The organism is Streptococcus gingivalis, assembly GCF_035544715.1.
GTDB classification, from domain to species: Bacteria; Bacillota; Bacilli; order Lactobacillales; family Streptococcaceae; genus Streptococcus; species Streptococcus gingivalis.
In genome coordinates this window covers 638,323-655,730 of the sequence record NZ_JAYKTO010000001.1, presented here as the reverse complement: position 1 = coordinate 655,730, position 17,408 = coordinate 638,323, and the positions used below count along the sequence as shown (strand labels likewise).

The window sequence follows — 17,408 nt, the reverse complement described above, 5'->3', positions numbered from 1 at the left end:
TATAATGGTGTTAACGGAAAAACATAAAAATATAAGAAAGGTAGGAGAAAGTGATGATAAACCAAGAGAAACATCTTGAGGAAAATAAAGAACATAGTAAGATCAGTGAAGATTATCCAAATTCTGTATCTGTTCAGAATCCTCCAAAAGAAAATAGCTTACATTCTATTCTTCTTTCAGCGACATTTTACTTATCCATTATCTATCTTGTATTGTTTGTCTTTTACTTTGCACCTTGGGATTATGGTTGGGGATTTGTCGTTTTGATTTTCCTTGGTCCAAACTTATTAAGTCTTGCGATTGGGGCCTTTCTAATTCGACTAGGGATGAAGAAGGGGAATAAAAGCCTTCTCTATGCGAGTGTTGGACTCTATCTGCTGTCTATCATCTTGGCTTTTGATCCGGACTGGGAAATATTTCGAATTGCTCCCTTATGTTTAGGTATTTTGAATTTAATCGGAACACTCCTGGTTAAAGAAGAGAAAAGCTCTTAATCAAAAAATGGGTATGGTCAACTCTACTCAATAAAAAGTATTCGGGTCGATCAAAGAGATAGTTAAATCAGTTCTTCCGCTCTATTTTTAAGCGCTATTATTTGAAAGAATAACTAAAAATGTTAGTAGAAAGTTATGACAGATTAACAGAAAAATCCTGAAGTAGATAAAGAAAAAGAGGCATTCGTTTCAGATGAAAGTCTTCTTCCTAACAATGAAATGAAGCCAGAGAAGAGAATTGGAAATTCTGTAATCCTTTCTATTGATTTGTTCTTGGCCATTGTTTATACAGTTTTACTTTTATTAGGTCTCTTTTCAATGGGAGCGTGGGCTGGCGGCTTTTTGTACTTTTTGGGAATCCATATGATTAGCTTTTTTATTGCAACCATCCTGCTTTGGAATGGAAATGTGAATGGCAATAAAGCAACTCTTTATATAGCAGCAGCTATTTATGTTCTTTCATTTATTGCTGCGGGTGATCCTTCTTGGGTGATTAATCATATACCACCGCTTGTGGTAGGAGTGCTGGTATTGATTGGAACTGTATTGTTAAAAAATGAAGAGTGATGATAGGAGGTAGGGTGTTCAATCCTATCTTTTTTATTTATTTATTTAGTACTGATAACGCAATAGGAAAACGGTTACAAATTGTGTTATAATTTAAATAAATGAATCGTTAAATACTTTTCTTAGAAAGTGGAGGAGAATCTATGTCTAGAAAAAAATGGTATGGTATACTGCTAATTCTTGAAGCAATTCTTTATCTTGTTTCTTATGGTAGTAGTCTAGTAGTGAACTATAGTTCCCAAAGTTTAAATGAAAATACACCACTGTTCACTGTCTCTAGTATTTTTTCTATATGGAATGGAATGATTATTTGCTGGGTAATTTGGAGAATCATGAATCAGCGTTTAAATGTTGAAGGATTGATAGCTGCTCTTCTCCTCTCAATTACCCAACTACTGATGTTTTTTTTACCACCTTTCTCCCCAACAAATCTGATGAACATTTCCTTTGTGCTAAATATCATTTGTTTAATATGGATTTGCCTGCTTATAAAGAATGTAGAAATGAGGGAGCTTTTAAACAATTGGAAAAGTAAAGATGGTTGGAAATCATCGATAGCTTATTTAGTACTATTTGTTTCCTCTACAAATATTTCTCCACTATTTATATTGATTGGTATGGATAGAACGAGTGACATTTACGCTTTTACACTTCGATACATTGTAATGGAGTTAATGTTTTTACTTCTGATTAATGCTATGATCACAAGTACAAGTGAGAAACTTCAGAAAGTATTTTCTCTCTTGCTCATTTTATCTTCTCTTGTTGTGATAGGTGCAGTATACTCTTTCATCTCTCGTATAAGCTTTTACGGTCTCTTTTATCTTCTCTTATCGATTTATATTGCTTGTCGTGTTTTTAGTTTACTTGAGAAAGTTGCAGTTAGCTGGGAGTCCAAGGTGAAAGTACAAGATCTATCATCTATTGACACTAAACCAGAGATGGCGGACTCTCAAGTAGAAGGAGACATAGATGTAAACGATCAGTTGAATGCTGATATACAATCAAACAATGATAAAGAAAATTCGCCAAAGAGGATCATTCTTCATTCGTCTTGGTTATGGAGCGCCCTTATAATAGCAGTCTGCCACCTTGGTATTATGATTTTTCCTTTATTTTTAGGAAACCCTATGTATCTACTGATCTTATATATTGGTGCCATCCATTATATTTGTTTTATGATTGCGACTTTCATCCTTTTCATAGCTATGAGGAATGGAAATGTGGGTCTCTTAAATACATCAGCCGTCTTATTTATTGTTTCCATCATAGGTACGCTAGATCCTTATTGGACAGGTCCAAATATTTTATCCTTGGTTTTAGGAGTCCTGGTATTTATTGGAGGTATATTATTTAAAAATGGAGACTGATTAAAGTAGATAGGGTTGAAAATTTTTAAAGAACTGTTATCATTTAAGTAGGTGGTAGGTTTTCGAGTACCCATTGGTACGCGGATGTCTACCATTTTTGAAGATAAAAAAGCACCGTGTGAGGGTGCTAGATCTTGCCTGCTGAACTCGTCAATTGATAGATACCCTACGGGGTATTTTTGTGAACTTTTTAGGAACTTTGAGGACTGTTTAAGTCAGTTTAACTGGGTAGTGCATAGACCGAAAAAGCTGATTTAATGGGCTTTTTGAAAAATCATTTTCCATATCATATGTAATGTGTTATAATGAAGTGTTATATGGTCCCGATAAGGTGGTAGAAATCTTCTATCAGTACTTTGTAACTCTATAACAATATTTTTTAAGGGGGGACATTTTTATGTCAGAACGTAAACTTTTCACGTCTGAATCAGTATCTGAGGGGCATCCAGATAAGATTGCAGACCAAATTTCAGATGCTATTTTAGATGCTATTTTAGAGCAAGATCCAGAAGCTCACGTTGCGGCTGAAACAGCTGTTTATACAGGTTCAGTCCATGTTTTTGGTGAAATTTCAACCAATGCCTATGTCGATATTAACCGTGTTGTTCGCGATACGATTGCAGAAATTGGCTATACCAATACAGAATATGGTTTCTCTGCTGAAACTGTTGGAGTACACCCATCATTGGTGGAACAATCTCCTGATATCGCTCAAGGGGTAAACGAAGCCTTGGAAGTACGTGGAAATGAAGATCAAGATCCACTTGATTTGATCGGAGCGGGAGACCAAGGTCTTATGTTTGGTTTTGCGGTGGATGAAACAGAAGAACTTATGCCATTGCCAATTTCACTCAGCCACAAGTTGGTTCGTCGTTTGGCAGAGCTTCGTAAGTCTGGTGAAATCAGCTATCTTCGTCCAGATGCTAAATCACAGGTCACTGTTGAGTACGATGAAAACGACCGCCCTGTGCGCGTGGATACAGTCGTTATTTCAACTCAACACGATCCAGATGTCAGCAATGAACAAATCCACGAAGATGTGATTAACAAGGTCATCAAAGAGGTGATTCCAGCTTCTTATCTAGATGCTGAGACCAAATTCTTCATCAACCCTACTGGTCGCTTTGTTATTGGTGGACCTCAAGGGGACTCAGGTTTGACAGGTCGTAAGATTATCGTGGATACTTATGGTGGTTACTCACGTCACGGTGGTGGTGCCTTCTCTGGTAAGGATGCCACTAAGGTGGACCGTTCCGCTTCTTATGCAGCTCGCTATATTGCCAAGAACATCGTGGCAGCAGGTCTTGCTAAGAAGGCGGAAGTGCAATTGGCTTATGCCATTGGGGTTGCTCAACCTGTCTCTGTTCGGATTGATACCTTTGGTACTGGAACAGTCGCTGAAAGCAAATTAGAAGCTGCAGCGCGTCAAATCTTTGACCTTCGTCCTGCAGGGATTATCCAAATGCTGGATTTGAAACGTCCAATCTATCGTCAAACAGCGGCTTATGGCCATATGGGACGGACAGATATTGACCTTCCATGGGAACGTTTGGACAAGGTAGAAGCCTTGAAAGAAGCTGTAAAATAATTCGTTGAAATGGAAAAGTTAGGGTCAAGTTGATCCTAGCTTTTTTTCGTTTTGAAAATTCCTACAGATGGAAAAATAGGTCGATCTGTGGTATAATAGATGCAGTATTTTAAATACGTTGTCCCTTTTATTTTCGTTACAAAAAACGATAGTAAAAGGAAAAAGACTTGAAAGAGCTAATAAATTATTAAGATGAAAAAAATTGTAATAAATGGTGGTCGCCCTCTAAAAGGAGAGGTGACCATTAGTGGTGCAAAAAATAGTGTAGTAGCCCTGATTCCAGCGACCATTCTGGCGGACGATATCGTGACCCTAGATGGGGTACCGGATATCTCCGACGTGGCGAGTCTGATTGAAATCATGACCATCATGGGCGCTAAGATCGAGCGCAAAGAAGACAGTTTGATCATTGATCCACGTGGGGTGAAGAATATGCCTATGCCATTTGGAAAGATCAATAGCTTGCGAGCTTCCTATTATTTCTATGGTAGCTTGTTAGGACGTTATGGTCAAGCAACTGTTGGACTACCTGGAGGGTGTGACCTTGGACCACGTCCGATCGATTTGCATTTGAAGGCCTTTGAAGCAATGGGAGCCGCTATGACCATGGATGGCTCTAGTATGAAACTTGCGACTGATGGCAAGCCTCTTCAAGGAGCAAATATCTATATGGATACTGTTAGTGTCGGTGCAACGATCAATACGATTTTGGCAGCGGTCAAGGCTGAAGGTCGGACAGTGATCGAAAATGCTGCGCGGGAACCTGAGATTATCGATGTGGTAACCTTGCTCAACAACATGGGAGCCCATATTCGGGGAGCAGGTACGGATATCATAATCATTGATGGTGTTCCACAATTGCATGGAACGAGACATCAGGTGATTCCAGATCGCATCGAAGCTGGAACCTATATTGCCCTTGCAGCTGCTATTGGAGAAGGTATCCAGATCAATAATGTCCTGTATGAGCATTTGGAGAGCTATATTGCCAAGTTAGAGGAAATGGGTGTGCGCATGACCATTTCTGAAGATAGCATCTTTGTAGAAAAGCAGACGGGCTTGAAGGCGATCCAGATTAAAACGTCTCCTTATCCTGGTTTTGCGACTGATTTGCAACAACCGATCACACCTTTGCTCTTAACGGCTGCAGGACGTGGTCGCATTGTTGATACGATTTATGAAAAACGGGTCAACCATGTACCAGAATTGGCTAAAATGGGGGCCACCATTTCGACCTTGAACGACCACATTATTTATGAAGGGCCAAATCAATTGACAGGATCCAGTGTGAAAGCGACGGATCTTCGAGCTGGTGCGGCTTTAGTGATCGCCGGTCTCATGGCTTCTGGAACAACAGAAATTACAAATGTGGAATACATCCTTCGCGGGTATTCAGATATTATTCATAAATTGACCCAACTTGGAGCAGACATCCAGTTGGTAGAGGAATAGTGACAGAACTTGGGATCTGATAGTGGCGGCTGGATACACGAACAATGGAGTTTGAAATGAATATTTGGACGAACTTAGCTGTCTATTCACTAATTGAAACACAAAGGTTGTATTTACGACCTTTTCTCTTTGAGGATGCGGAAGATTTTTATAAGATTGCTTCGAATCCTGAAAATTTACAATTTATCTTCCCTGCACAAGCCGATCTTGCTGAAACTCAATATGTACTAGCCAACTATTTCATGAAAAATCCTTTGGGGGTTTGGGCGATCTGTGATAAGGAAACTAATCAGATGATCGGCTCCATCAAGTTTGAAAAGTTGGATGAAATTAAGGGAGAGGCTGAGTTAGGCTACTTTTTACACAAAGATTTTTGGGGAAAGGGTCTGATGACAGAAGCGGTCAAAGAGTTGGTCTCTCTATCGTTTGAAAAATTTCAACTGAAGGAGCTTAAGATTGTCACCCATGTTGAAAATGCAGGGAGTCAAAAGGTTGCTTTGAAGGCTGGTTTTCGTCTCTTTCGTCAATTCAAAGGGAGTGACCGCTATACGCGTAAAATGCGCGATTATTATGATTTCCGCCTAGGTAGAGGGGACTTCTATGAGTAAACACCAAGAGATTTTAGACTATCTCGAAAAATTACCGATTGGAAAACGGGTCAGTGTCCGCAGTATCTCCAATTTTTTGAATGTCAGTGATGGGACGGCCTATCGTGCCATTAAAGAAGCTGAAAATCAAGGAATTGTCGAAACGCGTCCTAGAAGCGGGACCATCCGTGTCAAATCGCAAAAAGCTGTACTAGAGCACCTGACTTATCGGGAAATTTTAGAAATCACCGGTTCTGAAATATTAGCTGGTGAAGAGGGACTCGAAAAAGAATTTAATAAATTTTATATCGGTGCCATGACAGAAAAGCACGTCCTTGACTATGTGTCTGAAGGGGGGCTTTTGATCGTGGGTGACCGCACTAGCATCCAACGATTGGCTCTTAAGCATGACAATGCGGTCTTAGTGACGGGTGGCTTTGAAGTGAGTGAGGATGTGATTGATCTGGCCAATCAGGTACAAATCCCAGTCATCCGAACTTCACACGATACCTATACCGTCGCGACCATGATCAATAAGGCTTTGTCTAACATGCAGATCAAGACGGATATCTTGACAGTCGAGCAGGTCTATCGGCCCTTCCATGAGTACGGCTATCTTTCTGAGACGGATACGGTAAGGGATTATTTAGATTTGGTTCGAAAGAATCGCTTTAGTCGTTTTCCGGTTGTCAATCAGCACCAGATGGTAGTGGGCGTCGTAACCATGAGAGATGCTGGAGATAAGGCGCCTCAGACGACCCTTGATAAGGTGATGTCACGGACCATTTTTACCACTAATTTGTCCACCAGCATTGCGACGATTAGCCAACGGATGATCGCTGAAGATTATGAAATGATTCCTGTTGTTCGTAATAACCAGACCTTGCTGGGGGTTATTACGCGTCGGGATGTCATGGATCGGATTAGCAAGGTGCAGTTTTCGAGCTTACCAACCTTTAGTGAGCAGATCGGTCAAAAGATTCAGACAGAGAACGACCATTACCAATTCACAGTGGAGCCAAGTATGCTGGAGAAAAGCGGTGTTTTGGCCAATGGGGTCATGATCGAAGTGCTGATGAAGATTATTCGCAAGATGATGCAACACAGTGGGCGTAGCTTGATTGTCGAACAGTTGATCATCAATTTTTTACAGGCTGTGCAGGTGGATGATGTGATCCGCATTGAACCACAACTAGTTCGACGAACCAGACGTTCGGCCTTGGTTGATTTTAGCTTGTATTTAGATCTGCAGCTAGTTGCGAAAGCAACCATTACAATTAAGATTAATTAAACAAAAAGAAATGAGGAGACAATGATTACATTAAAATCACAACGTGAAATTGAAGCCATGGATCGTGCAGGTGATTTCCTTGCCAGTATCCATATTGGATTACGTGACTTGATCAAGCCAGGGCTTGACCTATGGGAAGTAGAAGAATATGTCCGTCGTCGCTGTAAAGAAGCCAATGTCTTGCCGCTTCAGATCGGTGTAGAAGGCAGTCTCATGGATTATCCTTATGCGACTTGCTGTGGTTTGAATGACGAAGTAGCCCATGCTTTTCCACGTCATGTCATTCTCAAAGATGGTGATCTCCTCAAGGTAGACATGGTCTTGTCAGAACCGCTTGATAAATCTGTTTTGGATGTATCGAAATTAGATTTTGATAATGTAGCCCAAGTGAAGAAATACACTGAGTCTTATAGTGGTGGCTTGGCGGACTCTTGCTGGGCTTATGCGGTGGGAAATGTTTCGCAAGAAGTCAAAGATTTGATGGACGTGACCAAAGAATGTCTCTATAAGGGAATTGAAAAAGCGGTCGTTGGCAATCGCTTGGGAGATATTGGTGCAGCGATTCAAGAGTATGCAGAAAGCAAAGGCTATGGCGTGGTGCGTGATTTGGTCGGACACGGTGTCGGGCCTACCATGCATGAAGAACCAATGGTCCCACATTATGGTCGTGCTGGACGCGGTCTTCGCTTACGTGAAGGGATGGTCTTGACGATTGAGCCAATGATTAATACCGGTACTTGGGAGATTGATACAGATATGGAAACTGGTTGGGCCCATAAGACCCTCGACGGTGGACTTTCTTGTCAATACGAGCATCAATTTGTGATTACAAAAGATGGTCCAGTGATCTTGACTAGTCAAGGTGAAGAAGGAACATACTAAAAAATAGAGAGGAAAGAATGGAGCTGAAGGCTAGTGTCTGGTTTCGCTCTTTGCTCTTTTTTAGTAAAATGGGGAGGTGACGAATGAAAAAGGTCTTACAAAAAGTACTGGGACAGCCATTTATAAAGGGCTTCGTGCGGTTTTATCAGAGCGCAGAGTCTGATATCACCAGCATTGCGGTGGCTTATTATTTGCTGATCTCCATTTTTCCTTTGATGCTGATTGCAGCCAATATTTTACCCTACTTTCATATTCGTCCCACTCAGATTCTTTTGAGCTTACAGAAAATTTTGCCAGCCTCCTTATATCGAATAGTGGCACAGATGATTTCGAGTGTCTTGACCAAACCTTCGACAGGCTTACTGAGTTTCTCGATTATTTCTGCTTTGTGGATCTTCTCTCAGAGCATTGCCTACCTCCAAAAAGCCTATAACAAGAGTTATGGGGTGGAAAAGGAGCGTGGTATTATCTGGGGGCGACTCTTTAGCTTTCTGATCAGTTTTGCCTTGCAGGGCTTGTTTGGACTTTCGCTCATTCTTTCCATGTTTGGAAAAATGATCGTTCGCTATCTCTATCGGACCTTTTCATTTGATCGGACGATTTATGTACGTTTACTGAATTTGACAGAGCCGACCATCTACCTCTTACTTTTTGTCAGTCTGGTCTTGCTCTATTACACCCTTCCAAATGTCAAAATTCCAAAATTTAGATATGTATTGCCAGGAGCGACCTTTGTTGTTGCTGTCCTGTATGCGATTTTGAAAATCTTTTGGAAATATGTGGATCGCTATGTGAGTCATTTCTTAGATGCTCGTTTCTTCGGTTCGGTCGTCTTAGCGGTCATCATGTTCTGGTTCATCTTGGTGGCAAAAATCATGATTATTGGTTGTATTTTAAACGCCAGTATCCAATTTGCCAGAGAAGCCAAGTTCCAAACGCGCAGTGGAGAAATTGTCTCCAAATTAAAAACGGAAGAAGTAGCCTTTCGGCATAAAGAAGTTTCACAGAAATTAAAGCGACGGTTACGCTTGATAAAAAAAGATAAAACGGAATAAGGGAGAGTGGGACAGAAATCGGTCATTCGTTAGAATTCGATTTCGTCGTCCCACCTCCGCACAGTTGAGTAGGGCTGTAAAAGCTGATGGGATCAGCGTAGTAGAGCCCACTCAACCACTGCGTCTTGCTCGACAATCCAAAAACAATTGAGAGGCTAGGACTTTTGTCCCAGCCTCTTTTTTTCTTATCTATTTTGTTGCATTTGCAACAAAAGTGTGTTATGCTATTGTCAATAGGAAAGGAGGAGTGAGATGAGTATTTTACGTGAGATTGGCATCATTGCGAGAGCACTGGATTCTATAGCCAATATTGAATTTCGGGATTTGGATCTAGCACGTGGTCAATACCTCTATCTGGTACGAATTGCGGAGCAACCTGGAATTATTCAGGAAGAACTCTCTGAGCTCTTAAAAGTCGATCGCTCAACTGTTGCCCGATCCGTAAAAAGACTAGAAGAACGAGGAATGATTCAACAGCGCCCAAAGGGTGAAAACCTTAAAACAAAGGAATGGGAATTAACTGAAAAAGGTAAGCAGATTTACCCCTTCATTTTAGGGGAGCATCTTTACTCTGAGACAATTGCCTTAAAAGGATTTTCCAAAGAAGAAGTCGCACAGTTAGAAGAGTATCTGATCCGAGTTCGTGAGAATATCACCTTGGATTGGGAACTAGTCAAAAAAGGTCAAAAAAGAAATTATAGTGAGGTAAAGCAATGAAAGTGACAGTCGATCAAGCATTTTGGGATTTATTTCCAACAGCTAGAATTACAGTAATGTCCTTGTATGGTATTGATAATACAGTAGATGAGGCCAAGGATCCTTATTTCAAAGAATTGTTGGACAAGGGTGCCAAGCGAGCATGGGAATTTATCGATGAAGAAAACTATACCCAGAGTGAGTTCGTTCAAGAGTGGCGCCAAGCTTTTAGCAAGTTTAAAACAAAAAAAGGAGCCCGATCTTCCATCGAAGCACTCTTAAAACGGGTTCACCAGGGACGTGAATTCTATCCGATTAATCCTTTGGTGGATCTTTACAATAGCGTGTCGATGGCTTATGCCCTTCCTTGTGGGGGAGAAGATATGGATAAATTGGTGGGTGGCCTCTCTCTAGGTCAAGCGAAAGGAGGCGAACCTTTCTTTCCATTAGGAGCTGACGAAGATGCGCCAGCTTTGGAAGGGGAGATCATCTACTACGACCAAGAAGGCGCCGTTTGCCGTTGTTTGAATTGGCGTGAGGCTCAAAGAACCATGCTAACTGAAGATACCAAGGACGCTATTTTGGTCATTGAAGCCATCAACGAGGAGCAGGCCAAACGAGCCCAAACAGCCATGCAGGAATTGAAAGATCTAGCCAAGGATTATTTTGGGGTTGAAGGCACCATCTATCAATTAAGTGCAGAGCATGCAAGTATAGAAGTTTAAAAGAATAAGGCTTGAAACAATCGTTTCAAGCCTTATTTTTGTTTTTAAAGACAAAGAGTTTACTAAAGACGTAATTGAGGACCACAATGGCCACTTGTGCAAAGAGGGTTTCAATCAGATTGATTTGACTCTTGTTATTGTTGACAAATTGCCCGATAATTCCTGGGAATTGCTTGACAAAAATCTCAGTCAAGGCCATATCTAGAATAAAGGTCCCAGAGCGCGCAATTGCAAATCGAATCAAGCGCTGAAACCAGCCCTTTCTTTCTTGTTTAAAGACAATGGTATCGTTGGTCGCAAAGGCAAAGAGGATCCCAGCGATGTTTCCAATCGCGGTCGCTAATCGTTCATCACGAGACACTTGATAGATGAAGAGGCGGGTTCCGACGGAAACAATGGTTGTGGCAACCCCAAAAAAGAGATAGGATAAAATTTCATTATCAAAAAATTTTTTAATTAGTATTTTCATAAATTCAGTCTACCATAAAACCTCAAAATATGCTATACTTGAAAGGTTGAAGAAATCAAACCTTCAACCCTTGGTGCTTAAGATCCTTTCGCCAAGCATATTACACGCGGGAAAACCGCTAAAGGAGAATAGATGAAACAGTTAACTGCTCGTGATATGGCACAAATTGCCATTGTTGCTGCGATTTATATCGTATTGACCATTACCCCACCTCTTAACGCTATGGCCTACTATGGCTATCAATTCCGTGTTTCGGAAATGATGAATTTCTTAGCTTTTTACAATAAGAAGTACTTGATTGCGGTGACGCTTGGTTGTATGATTGCTAACTTATTTAGTTTTGGATGGATCGATGTCTTTGTCGGTGGAGGTTCAACCTTTGTCTTCTTAGGACTTGGACTCATTCTATTTGGTCGATTCAAAAACAAGTTCTTGTTTGACGGTCTTATTCGCTTGGACCATTTCTTGTTTGCGATTTTCTTTTCCATCTCCATGTTTACGATTGCCTTGGAACTATACTACCTTCAAGGCCAACCATTCTTCTATAACTGGTTGACTATGGGATTGGGTGAATTCGCATCCTTGATTTTTGGAGCGATTGTGATCAATCAACTTTCTAAACGGATCGATTTTACAAAATAAGAAGAGAGTGGGACAGAAATCGGTAATTCCTTAGAATTCGATTTCGTCGTCTCACCTCCGCACAGTTGAGTAGGGCTGTAAAAGCTGATGAAATCAGCGTAGTAGAGCCCACTCAACCACTGCGTCTTGCTCGACAATCCAAAAATAATTGAGAGGCTAGGACTTTTGTCCCAGCCTCTTTTTTTAATGCTAAGAATGCAGTAAATTCAAGGCTAAATTAAGATTTTATGATAAAATAAGAACATGAAAACCAGAATGAAAGAATTAGTGGAATTACTCAATCGATATGCTTACGAGTATTACACAAAAGACGCTCCATCTGTTTCAGATAGTGAATATGATCAATTATATCGGGAGTTGGTGGAACTAGAAACCGCTCATCCTGATGAGATCTTACCAGAGAGTCCAACTCACCGTGTAGGTGGGGTGGTTTTAAAAGGTTTTACCAAATACCAGCACCAGTATCCCCTTTATAGTTTGCAGGATGCTTTTTCGCGTGAAGAATTAGAAGCCTTTGATCAGCGTGTCCGTAAGGAATTTCCTTCTATCAGCTATGTATGTGAGCTGAAAATCGATGGCTTGTCCATTTCCCTCACCTATGAAAATGGTGTCCTTGTAACAGGAGCGACACGTGGGGATGGTTCTGTCGGTGAGGATATTACAGAGAACCTCAAGCGGGTCAAGGATATTCCTTTGGTGTTACCAGAGCCAGTGAACATTACAGTTCGAGGCGAGTGCTACATGCCACGGGCTTCCTTTGATCGGGTCAATCAGATCCGTCAAGAAAACGGCGAGCCGGAGTTTGCTAATCCGCGGAATGCTGCTGCAGGAACACTTCGCCAATTGGATACGACAATCGTGGCCAAGCGAAATCTTGCAACTTTCTTGTATCAAGAAGTGAGCCCGACGGATCAAAGCAGTCAGGAAGGCGTGCTTGAGAAATTAGCCCGCTTAGGCTTTGTCGTGAACCAAGAGCGAGTGCTGGCTGAGGATATGGAGCAAATTTGGGACTTCATCCAAAAAGTAGCTCAGCTTCGAGAGGATCTTCCCTACGATATCGATGGGATCGTCATCAAGGTCAATGACCTAGCTGTTCAAGAAGAACTAGGCTTTACCGTAAAAGCTCCTAAATGGGCTGTCGCCTATAAGTTTCCAGCTGAAGAAAAAGAAGCGAAAATCTTATCGGTGGATTGGACGGTTGGACGGACCGGAGTTGTGACCCCAACTGCCAATCTAACTCCAGTCCAGCTAGCCGGAACCACTGTTAGTCGGGCAACCTTGCACAATGTGGACTATATTGCTGAAAAAGACATTCATCAGGATGATACCGTCATTGTCTACAAGGCGGGTGATATCATTCCAGCGGTCTTGCGTGTTGTCAAAGATAAGCGAGTCTCTGATCAAGCATTAGCCATTCCAACTCATTGTCCGAGCTGCCAGAGTGAGTTGCTTCATTTTGAGGATGAGGTGGCCCTTCGCTGTATCAATCCGCTCTGTCCAGCACAGATTAAGGAAGGATTGAACCACTTTGCCAGTCGGGATGCTATGAATATCACAGGCTTGGGTCCAGCTGTTGTAGAGAAACTCTTTGCAGCTCAGTTAGTAGAGGATGTGGCAGGGATCTATCGCCTAAGCGTAGAGGATCTATTGACCTTAGAAGGCTTTAAAGAAAAATCTGCTGAAAAACTCCATGAAGCCATTCAAGCTTCAAAAGAGAATTCAGCTGAGAAGTTACTCTTTGGTTTGGGGATCCGCCATGTCGGTAGCAAGGTTAGTCAAATCTTGCTCCAAGAATTCCATGACCTCGATCAATTGGCAACAGCTGATCCAGAACGGATTGCCAGCATTGATAGTCTCGGTATGGTCGTGGCTGAAAGCCTTAAGAGTTATTTCGCGCAAGAAGGATCCAAGCGTCTCTTGCAAGAGCTCAAAGAAGCTGGTGTCAATATGGCTTATCTTGGTGAAAAAGTCGCTGCTGATGCGGCCCTATCAGGAATGACAGTCGTTTTGACTGGGAAGCTAGAGCGCCTCACGCGTTCAGAAGCCAAGGCAAAATTAGAAAGTCTGGGCGCTAAGGTAACTGGATCGGTTTCCAAAAAAACAGATTTGGTCGTTGCAGGTAGTGACGCTGGTAGCAAGTTAACCAAAGCACAAGAATTAGGAATCCAGGTAGAAGATGAGGCCTGGCTTGAAAGTTTATAGAGGATCTTTATGGTAGAACGAATCAAAAAAGCCCGTTTAATTTATAATCCGACCTCTGGGCAAGAAATTATCAAGAAAAATATTGCGGAAGTCTTGGACGTACTCGAAGACGTGGGCTATGAAACCAGCGCTTATCAAACGACTCCAGAACCATTTTCTGCCCAAAATGAAGCAGAAAGAGCCGCTAAAGCAGGCTTTGATTTAATCATTGCCGCTGGTGGAGATGGTACGATTAACGAAGTGGTCAATGGGGTCGCAGGTCTGGAAAATCGTCCGCAGATGGCCTTTATCCCGACCGGTACCACCAATGACTATGCGCGTGCCTTGAAGATCCCGATGGGTGATCCTGTGGCGGCTGCTCGCATTATCGAAAAGAATCAAACCATTCAGATGGATATTGGTCGTGCCTATGGCAGTAAGTATTTCATCAACATTGCTGCAGCAGGAACCATGACAGAATTGACCTTCAGTGTTCCAAGTAGTGTTAAATCTCGCTTGGGTTACTTTGCCTATGTGGCAGAAGCTGCTAAAATGTTGCCGCGAAACAAGGCTCGTAAGGTGCGGATTGAGCATGACAATGGTGTCTTTGAAGGGCCAGCGTCTATGATTTTCGTGGCCTTGACCAACTCCATTGCTGGTTTTGAAAGTGTCGCGCCAGATGCTAAGCTTGATGATGGGAACTTTACCTTGATTATCGTAAAAACTGCTAAGCTCTTTAACATGTTGTCCTTGATGATTCAGGCCATCAATGGAGGCAAGCATGTGCACGATGAAAATGTAGAATATCTCAAGACCAAGAAGTTGACGATCGAAATGTTAGGAAAAAATGCTCAACCATTCCGTATCAATCTAGATGGGGAGTACGGAGGAGATACGCCGGTTGAATTGGAAGTCTTCCATAATCACTTGGAATTCTTTGCAAATATTGATGAAATCAACAACGATGCTTTGGTTCACCCATCTGAAGAATAAAAACAAATAGTTGGAGTCCATTACGTGTTTTACAAGCGGATGGTTCCTTCGGTATTAAATTGGAAATAGGAAAATGTTATGCGACAATACCATGTAAAGCTTCATTTTCATAAGCAAAAAGGAAATTATTTTGCCTATGATATGTGGCAGTGGCAGGATCAAGTAGAAGGAAAATCGGTCTCTTTCTCCAAGTTGGATTATTTTGGAGTGGAGGGAAATCTGGTATACGAGAGTGAGCATGCCTTGAACCGGGGCCATGTCCTGGTTAAAGAAGGGGATTGGCTCACCAAGACCCGTGATTTTGAAATCGAACTCTTACCAGAAGGGCATGTTCGAGAAGTGTGGATTCTCGATGGAGACGACACAGTCTATTATTCTTTGCAAGCTGCTTTGACGAGTCATGCATACAGCCATCGTCAGCCTCATGCCTACGATATGGCGATGCACCCTAGAGAGTTTGATGCTAAATGGGCGTATCAAGGCTGGCTCGGTCATCGGGAGGAAGAAGGGGAGCATTGCTTTAAACTATGGGCACCAACGGCTAAGAAAGTTGAATTGTTGCTTTATCAATCAACTGAGCTGGATGCGCCTATTTGGAAGACTATTCCGATGATGCGAGGCAAACAAGAGTCTAGCTACCATCCAGAAAACACCCAAGGTGTTTGGATTCTAGATTTTCTAGGAAATTTAAGTGGCATGGCTTATCAATATCGTGTGCATTTTGAACACCAGACTCAAGTGACGCGCGATCCTTATAGCATTGCAACGACAGCCGATGGAATGCGTTCAGCCATTCTCTCAAGAGCAGATCGTCAGTTTGATTGGGGTCCTAAAAAATGCGCCGATGCGACTCCTTGGCGTTTGGACAATCCTTGTCAAGCAGTGATTTATGAGATGCACCTTCGGGATTTGACCAAGTCACCGACATCAGGTGTAGACGAAGTCCTGCGTGGGACCTATCTGGGGGCTTGTCAAAAAGGAACCGTCAATAGCCATGGTGATGCAACTGCCTTTGATTATATCCGTCAGTTAGGGGTCAATGTCGTGCAACTTCAGCCCATTTCTGATCGCTTTAAACAGTACGACGAAGAAGGCCAGGTGACCTATAATTGGGGCTACGACGTTCAGAATTATTCTGCACCAGAAACTAGCTTTTCGACGGATCCATCCAATCCGAAACAAACCATGAAAGAGCTCAAAACCATGATCCGGGCTTATCATGAAGCTGGGATTTCTGTAGTCATAGATGTGATCTACAATCATACCTACTCAACTGAGAATGGTCCTTTCCAAAATACAGTTCCGGATTATTATTACCGGATGGAGCCAGATGGGCGCTTCCAAAATGGGACAGGTGTCGGTAATGAGACGGCAAGTGAGCATGAAATGTACCGCAAGTACATGATTGATTCCCTCACGCACTGGGTAAAAGAGTACCAGATCGATGGTTTCCGCTTTGATTTGATGGGCATTCATGATGTGACGACAATGAATGCTATTCGGGAGGCGATGGATGCTCTGGATCCTCGCATTCTCCTTTATGGAGAAGGTTGGGACATGGGAACCGGTCTCGCACCAGAGGATAAGGCTAAGAAAGACAATGCGGCGCAATTGCCACGTATTGGATTCTTTAACGACACGGAGCGCGATGCTATTAAAGGGGCTGAGGTTTATGGTTCCATCAAACGTGGCTTTGTCAGCCGAAAATCAACAGAGAATATCGTTGCGCGTGCTGTTCTAGGTAGTGCGGAGCTGGGTCATTATTTAAGTCCCAATCAGGTTTTGAATTATGTGGAGGCTCATGACAATTATAATCTCTATGACTTGCTTCAGACCCTCCATCCGAATGAAAAAGTAGCAGGATTGGTCAAGCGCTCAGAGTTGGCTACGGCTATGAATCTGCTCTTTCAGGGCATGACCTTTATGCAATTGGGTCAAGAGTTCATGAGGACCAAATTGGTAGCGACAGGTCCTGATGGAGAAATCACTCCTTTGGATCGTGAACGGGCCATGAATTCCTACAATGCTCCAGATTTTGTGAATCAGGTCAACTGGGATCTGGTCAGTCAAAACAAGGAATCAATTGCCTATATCCGAAGCTTGATCAATTTGAAGACAAGTCTTCCTGTCTTAGGGCTTGAAAGCTACGATAAAATCTACCAACAAGTCTTTATCCAATCTGCAACTGATTGTAGTGGACTTCTGATATTTGAACTAACAGGAGACAAGAAGTACTTGGTCATCTTCAACGCCAGCGGACTTCCATATTACCTCCAAAATTCAAATAAATTGAAATTGATGGTTGGGAATAGTCGTCATAAACGACCATTCTATGTGGAGAATTTAACAGCTTCTGTTTTTGAAGTCCTAGATGAAGGTAAAGCGTAATCTTTTTAAAGAAATCACAGAATCCCTG

16 protein-coding genes and 1 riboswitch are annotated in these 17,408 nt (G+C 42.1%); of the genes, 15 read left to right on the top strand and 1 reads right to left on the bottom strand.

Annotated features, from left to right (window positions below; all coding sequences use genetic code 11):
- Positions 1-53: 53 nt before the first annotated feature.
- The 11 genes from SM122_RS03240 (at position 54) to SM122_RS03190 (ending at position 10,707) form a co-directional block, all read left to right on the top strand.
- Positions 54-494, top strand: a complete 441-nt coding sequence (locus SM122_RS03240) for a hypothetical protein (RefSeq protein ID WP_155169020.1) — start codon at positions 54-56, stop codon at positions 492-494.
- A gap of 219 nt (positions 495-713) precedes the next feature.
- Entirely contained in the window at positions 714-1,061 is a 348-nt protein-coding gene (locus SM122_RS03235) for a hypothetical protein (RefSeq protein WP_241679644.1), read from the top strand.
- A 143-nt stretch (positions 1,062-1,204) separates the two neighbouring features.
- Positions 1,205-2,431 carry an ABC transporter permease gene (locus SM122_RS03230; RefSeq protein ID WP_155169022.1) on the top strand — a complete coding sequence of 409 codons (1,227 nt, stop codon included), beginning with the start codon at positions 1,205-1,207 and terminating at the stop codon, positions 2,429-2,431.
- A gap of 397 nt (positions 2,432-2,828) precedes the next feature.
- A complete protein-coding gene (gene metK / locus SM122_RS03225) occupies positions 2,829-4,019 on the top strand; it encodes a methionine adenosyltransferase (protein ID WP_324737792.1) in 1,191 nt (396 codons plus the stop codon).
- A 192-nt stretch (positions 4,020-4,211) separates the two neighbouring features.
- A complete protein-coding gene (locus SM122_RS03220; protein WP_049471988.1) occupies positions 4,212-5,471 on the top strand; it encodes a UDP-N-acetylglucosamine 1-carboxyvinyltransferase in 1,260 nt (419 codons plus the stop codon).
- Between the two features lie 56 nt (positions 5,472-5,527).
- Positions 5,528-6,079: a GNAT family N-acetyltransferase gene (locus SM122_RS03215; protein WP_324737791.1), complete on the top strand. Its 552-nt coding sequence runs from the start codon at positions 5,528-5,530 to the stop codon at positions 6,077-6,079.
- Positions 6,072-7,349 (top strand): CBS-HotDog domain-containing transcription factor SpxR, encoded by a 1,278-nt coding sequence (gene spxR / locus SM122_RS03210; RefSeq protein WP_003006721.1) that lies wholly within the window; start codon positions 6,072-6,074, stop codon positions 7,347-7,349. Before SM122_RS03215 ends, spxR begins: the two co-directional genes overlap by 8 nt.
- Before the next feature lie 21 nt (positions 7,350-7,370).
- Positions 7,371-8,231, top strand: coding sequence for a methionyl aminopeptidase (locus SM122_RS03205; RefSeq protein ID WP_003003694.1), 861 nt, complete (start codon positions 7,371-7,373; stop codon positions 8,229-8,231).
- A gap of 83 nt (positions 8,232-8,314) precedes the next feature.
- A complete protein-coding gene (locus SM122_RS03200) occupies positions 8,315-9,286 on the top strand; it encodes a YihY/virulence factor BrkB family protein (RefSeq protein ID WP_155169026.1) in 972 nt (323 codons plus the stop codon).
- Positions 9,287-9,538: 252 nt separating this feature from the next.
- Complete coding sequence (locus tag SM122_RS03195) at positions 9,539-10,003, top strand: MarR family winged helix-turn-helix transcriptional regulator (protein WP_155169028.1); 465 nt, start codon at positions 9,539-9,541, stop codon at positions 10,001-10,003.
- Complete coding sequence (locus tag SM122_RS03190; RefSeq protein WP_049523405.1) at positions 10,000-10,707, top strand: B3/B4 domain-containing protein; 708 nt, start codon at positions 10,000-10,002, stop codon at positions 10,705-10,707. The genes SM122_RS03195 and SM122_RS03190 overlap by 4 nt, the downstream gene beginning before the upstream one ends.
- Positions 10,708-10,732: 25 nt before the next feature.
- Here the strand turns inward: SM122_RS03190 and SM122_RS03185 are convergent, their stop codons facing one another.
- Positions 10,733-11,176, bottom strand: a complete 444-nt coding sequence (locus SM122_RS03185; protein WP_003006737.1) for a GtrA family protein — start codon at positions 11,174-11,176, stop codon at positions 10,733-10,735.
- Positions 11,177-11,204: 28 nt separating this feature from the next.
- A riboswitch (PreQ1 riboswitch) is annotated at positions 11,205-11,311 on the top strand.
- Here SM122_RS03185 and SM122_RS03180 point away from each other — a divergent pair.
- The 4 genes from SM122_RS03180 to pulA all read left to right on the top strand — a co-directional run bounded on the left by SM122_RS03180 (position 11,309) and on the right by pulA (position 17,380).
- On the top strand, positions 11,309-11,818 hold the full coding sequence (locus tag SM122_RS03180; RefSeq protein WP_003006740.1) for a QueT transporter family protein: 510 nt from the start codon (positions 11,309-11,311) through the stop codon (positions 11,816-11,818). It overlaps the preceding riboswitch by 3 nt.
- 243 nt (positions 11,819-12,061) lie before the next feature.
- The gene (gene ligA, locus SM122_RS03175) at positions 12,062-14,020 is read left to right on the top strand and encodes an NAD-dependent DNA ligase LigA (protein ID WP_324737790.1); all 1,959 of its coding nucleotides are present in this window, start codon (positions 12,062-12,064) and stop codon (positions 14,018-14,020) included.
- 9 nt (positions 14,021-14,029) lie between these two features.
- The gene (locus SM122_RS03170) at positions 14,030-14,992 is read left to right on the top strand and encodes a diacylglycerol kinase family lipid kinase (RefSeq protein ID WP_003006748.1); all 963 of its coding nucleotides are present in this window, start codon (positions 14,030-14,032) and stop codon (positions 14,990-14,992) included.
- Between the two features lie 78 nt (positions 14,993-15,070).
- Positions 15,071-17,380, top strand: a complete 2,310-nt coding sequence (gene pulA / locus SM122_RS03165) for a type I pullulanase (RefSeq protein ID WP_324737789.1) — start codon at positions 15,071-15,073, stop codon at positions 17,378-17,380.
- The last annotated feature ends 28 nt before the right edge of the window (positions 17,381-17,408 follow it).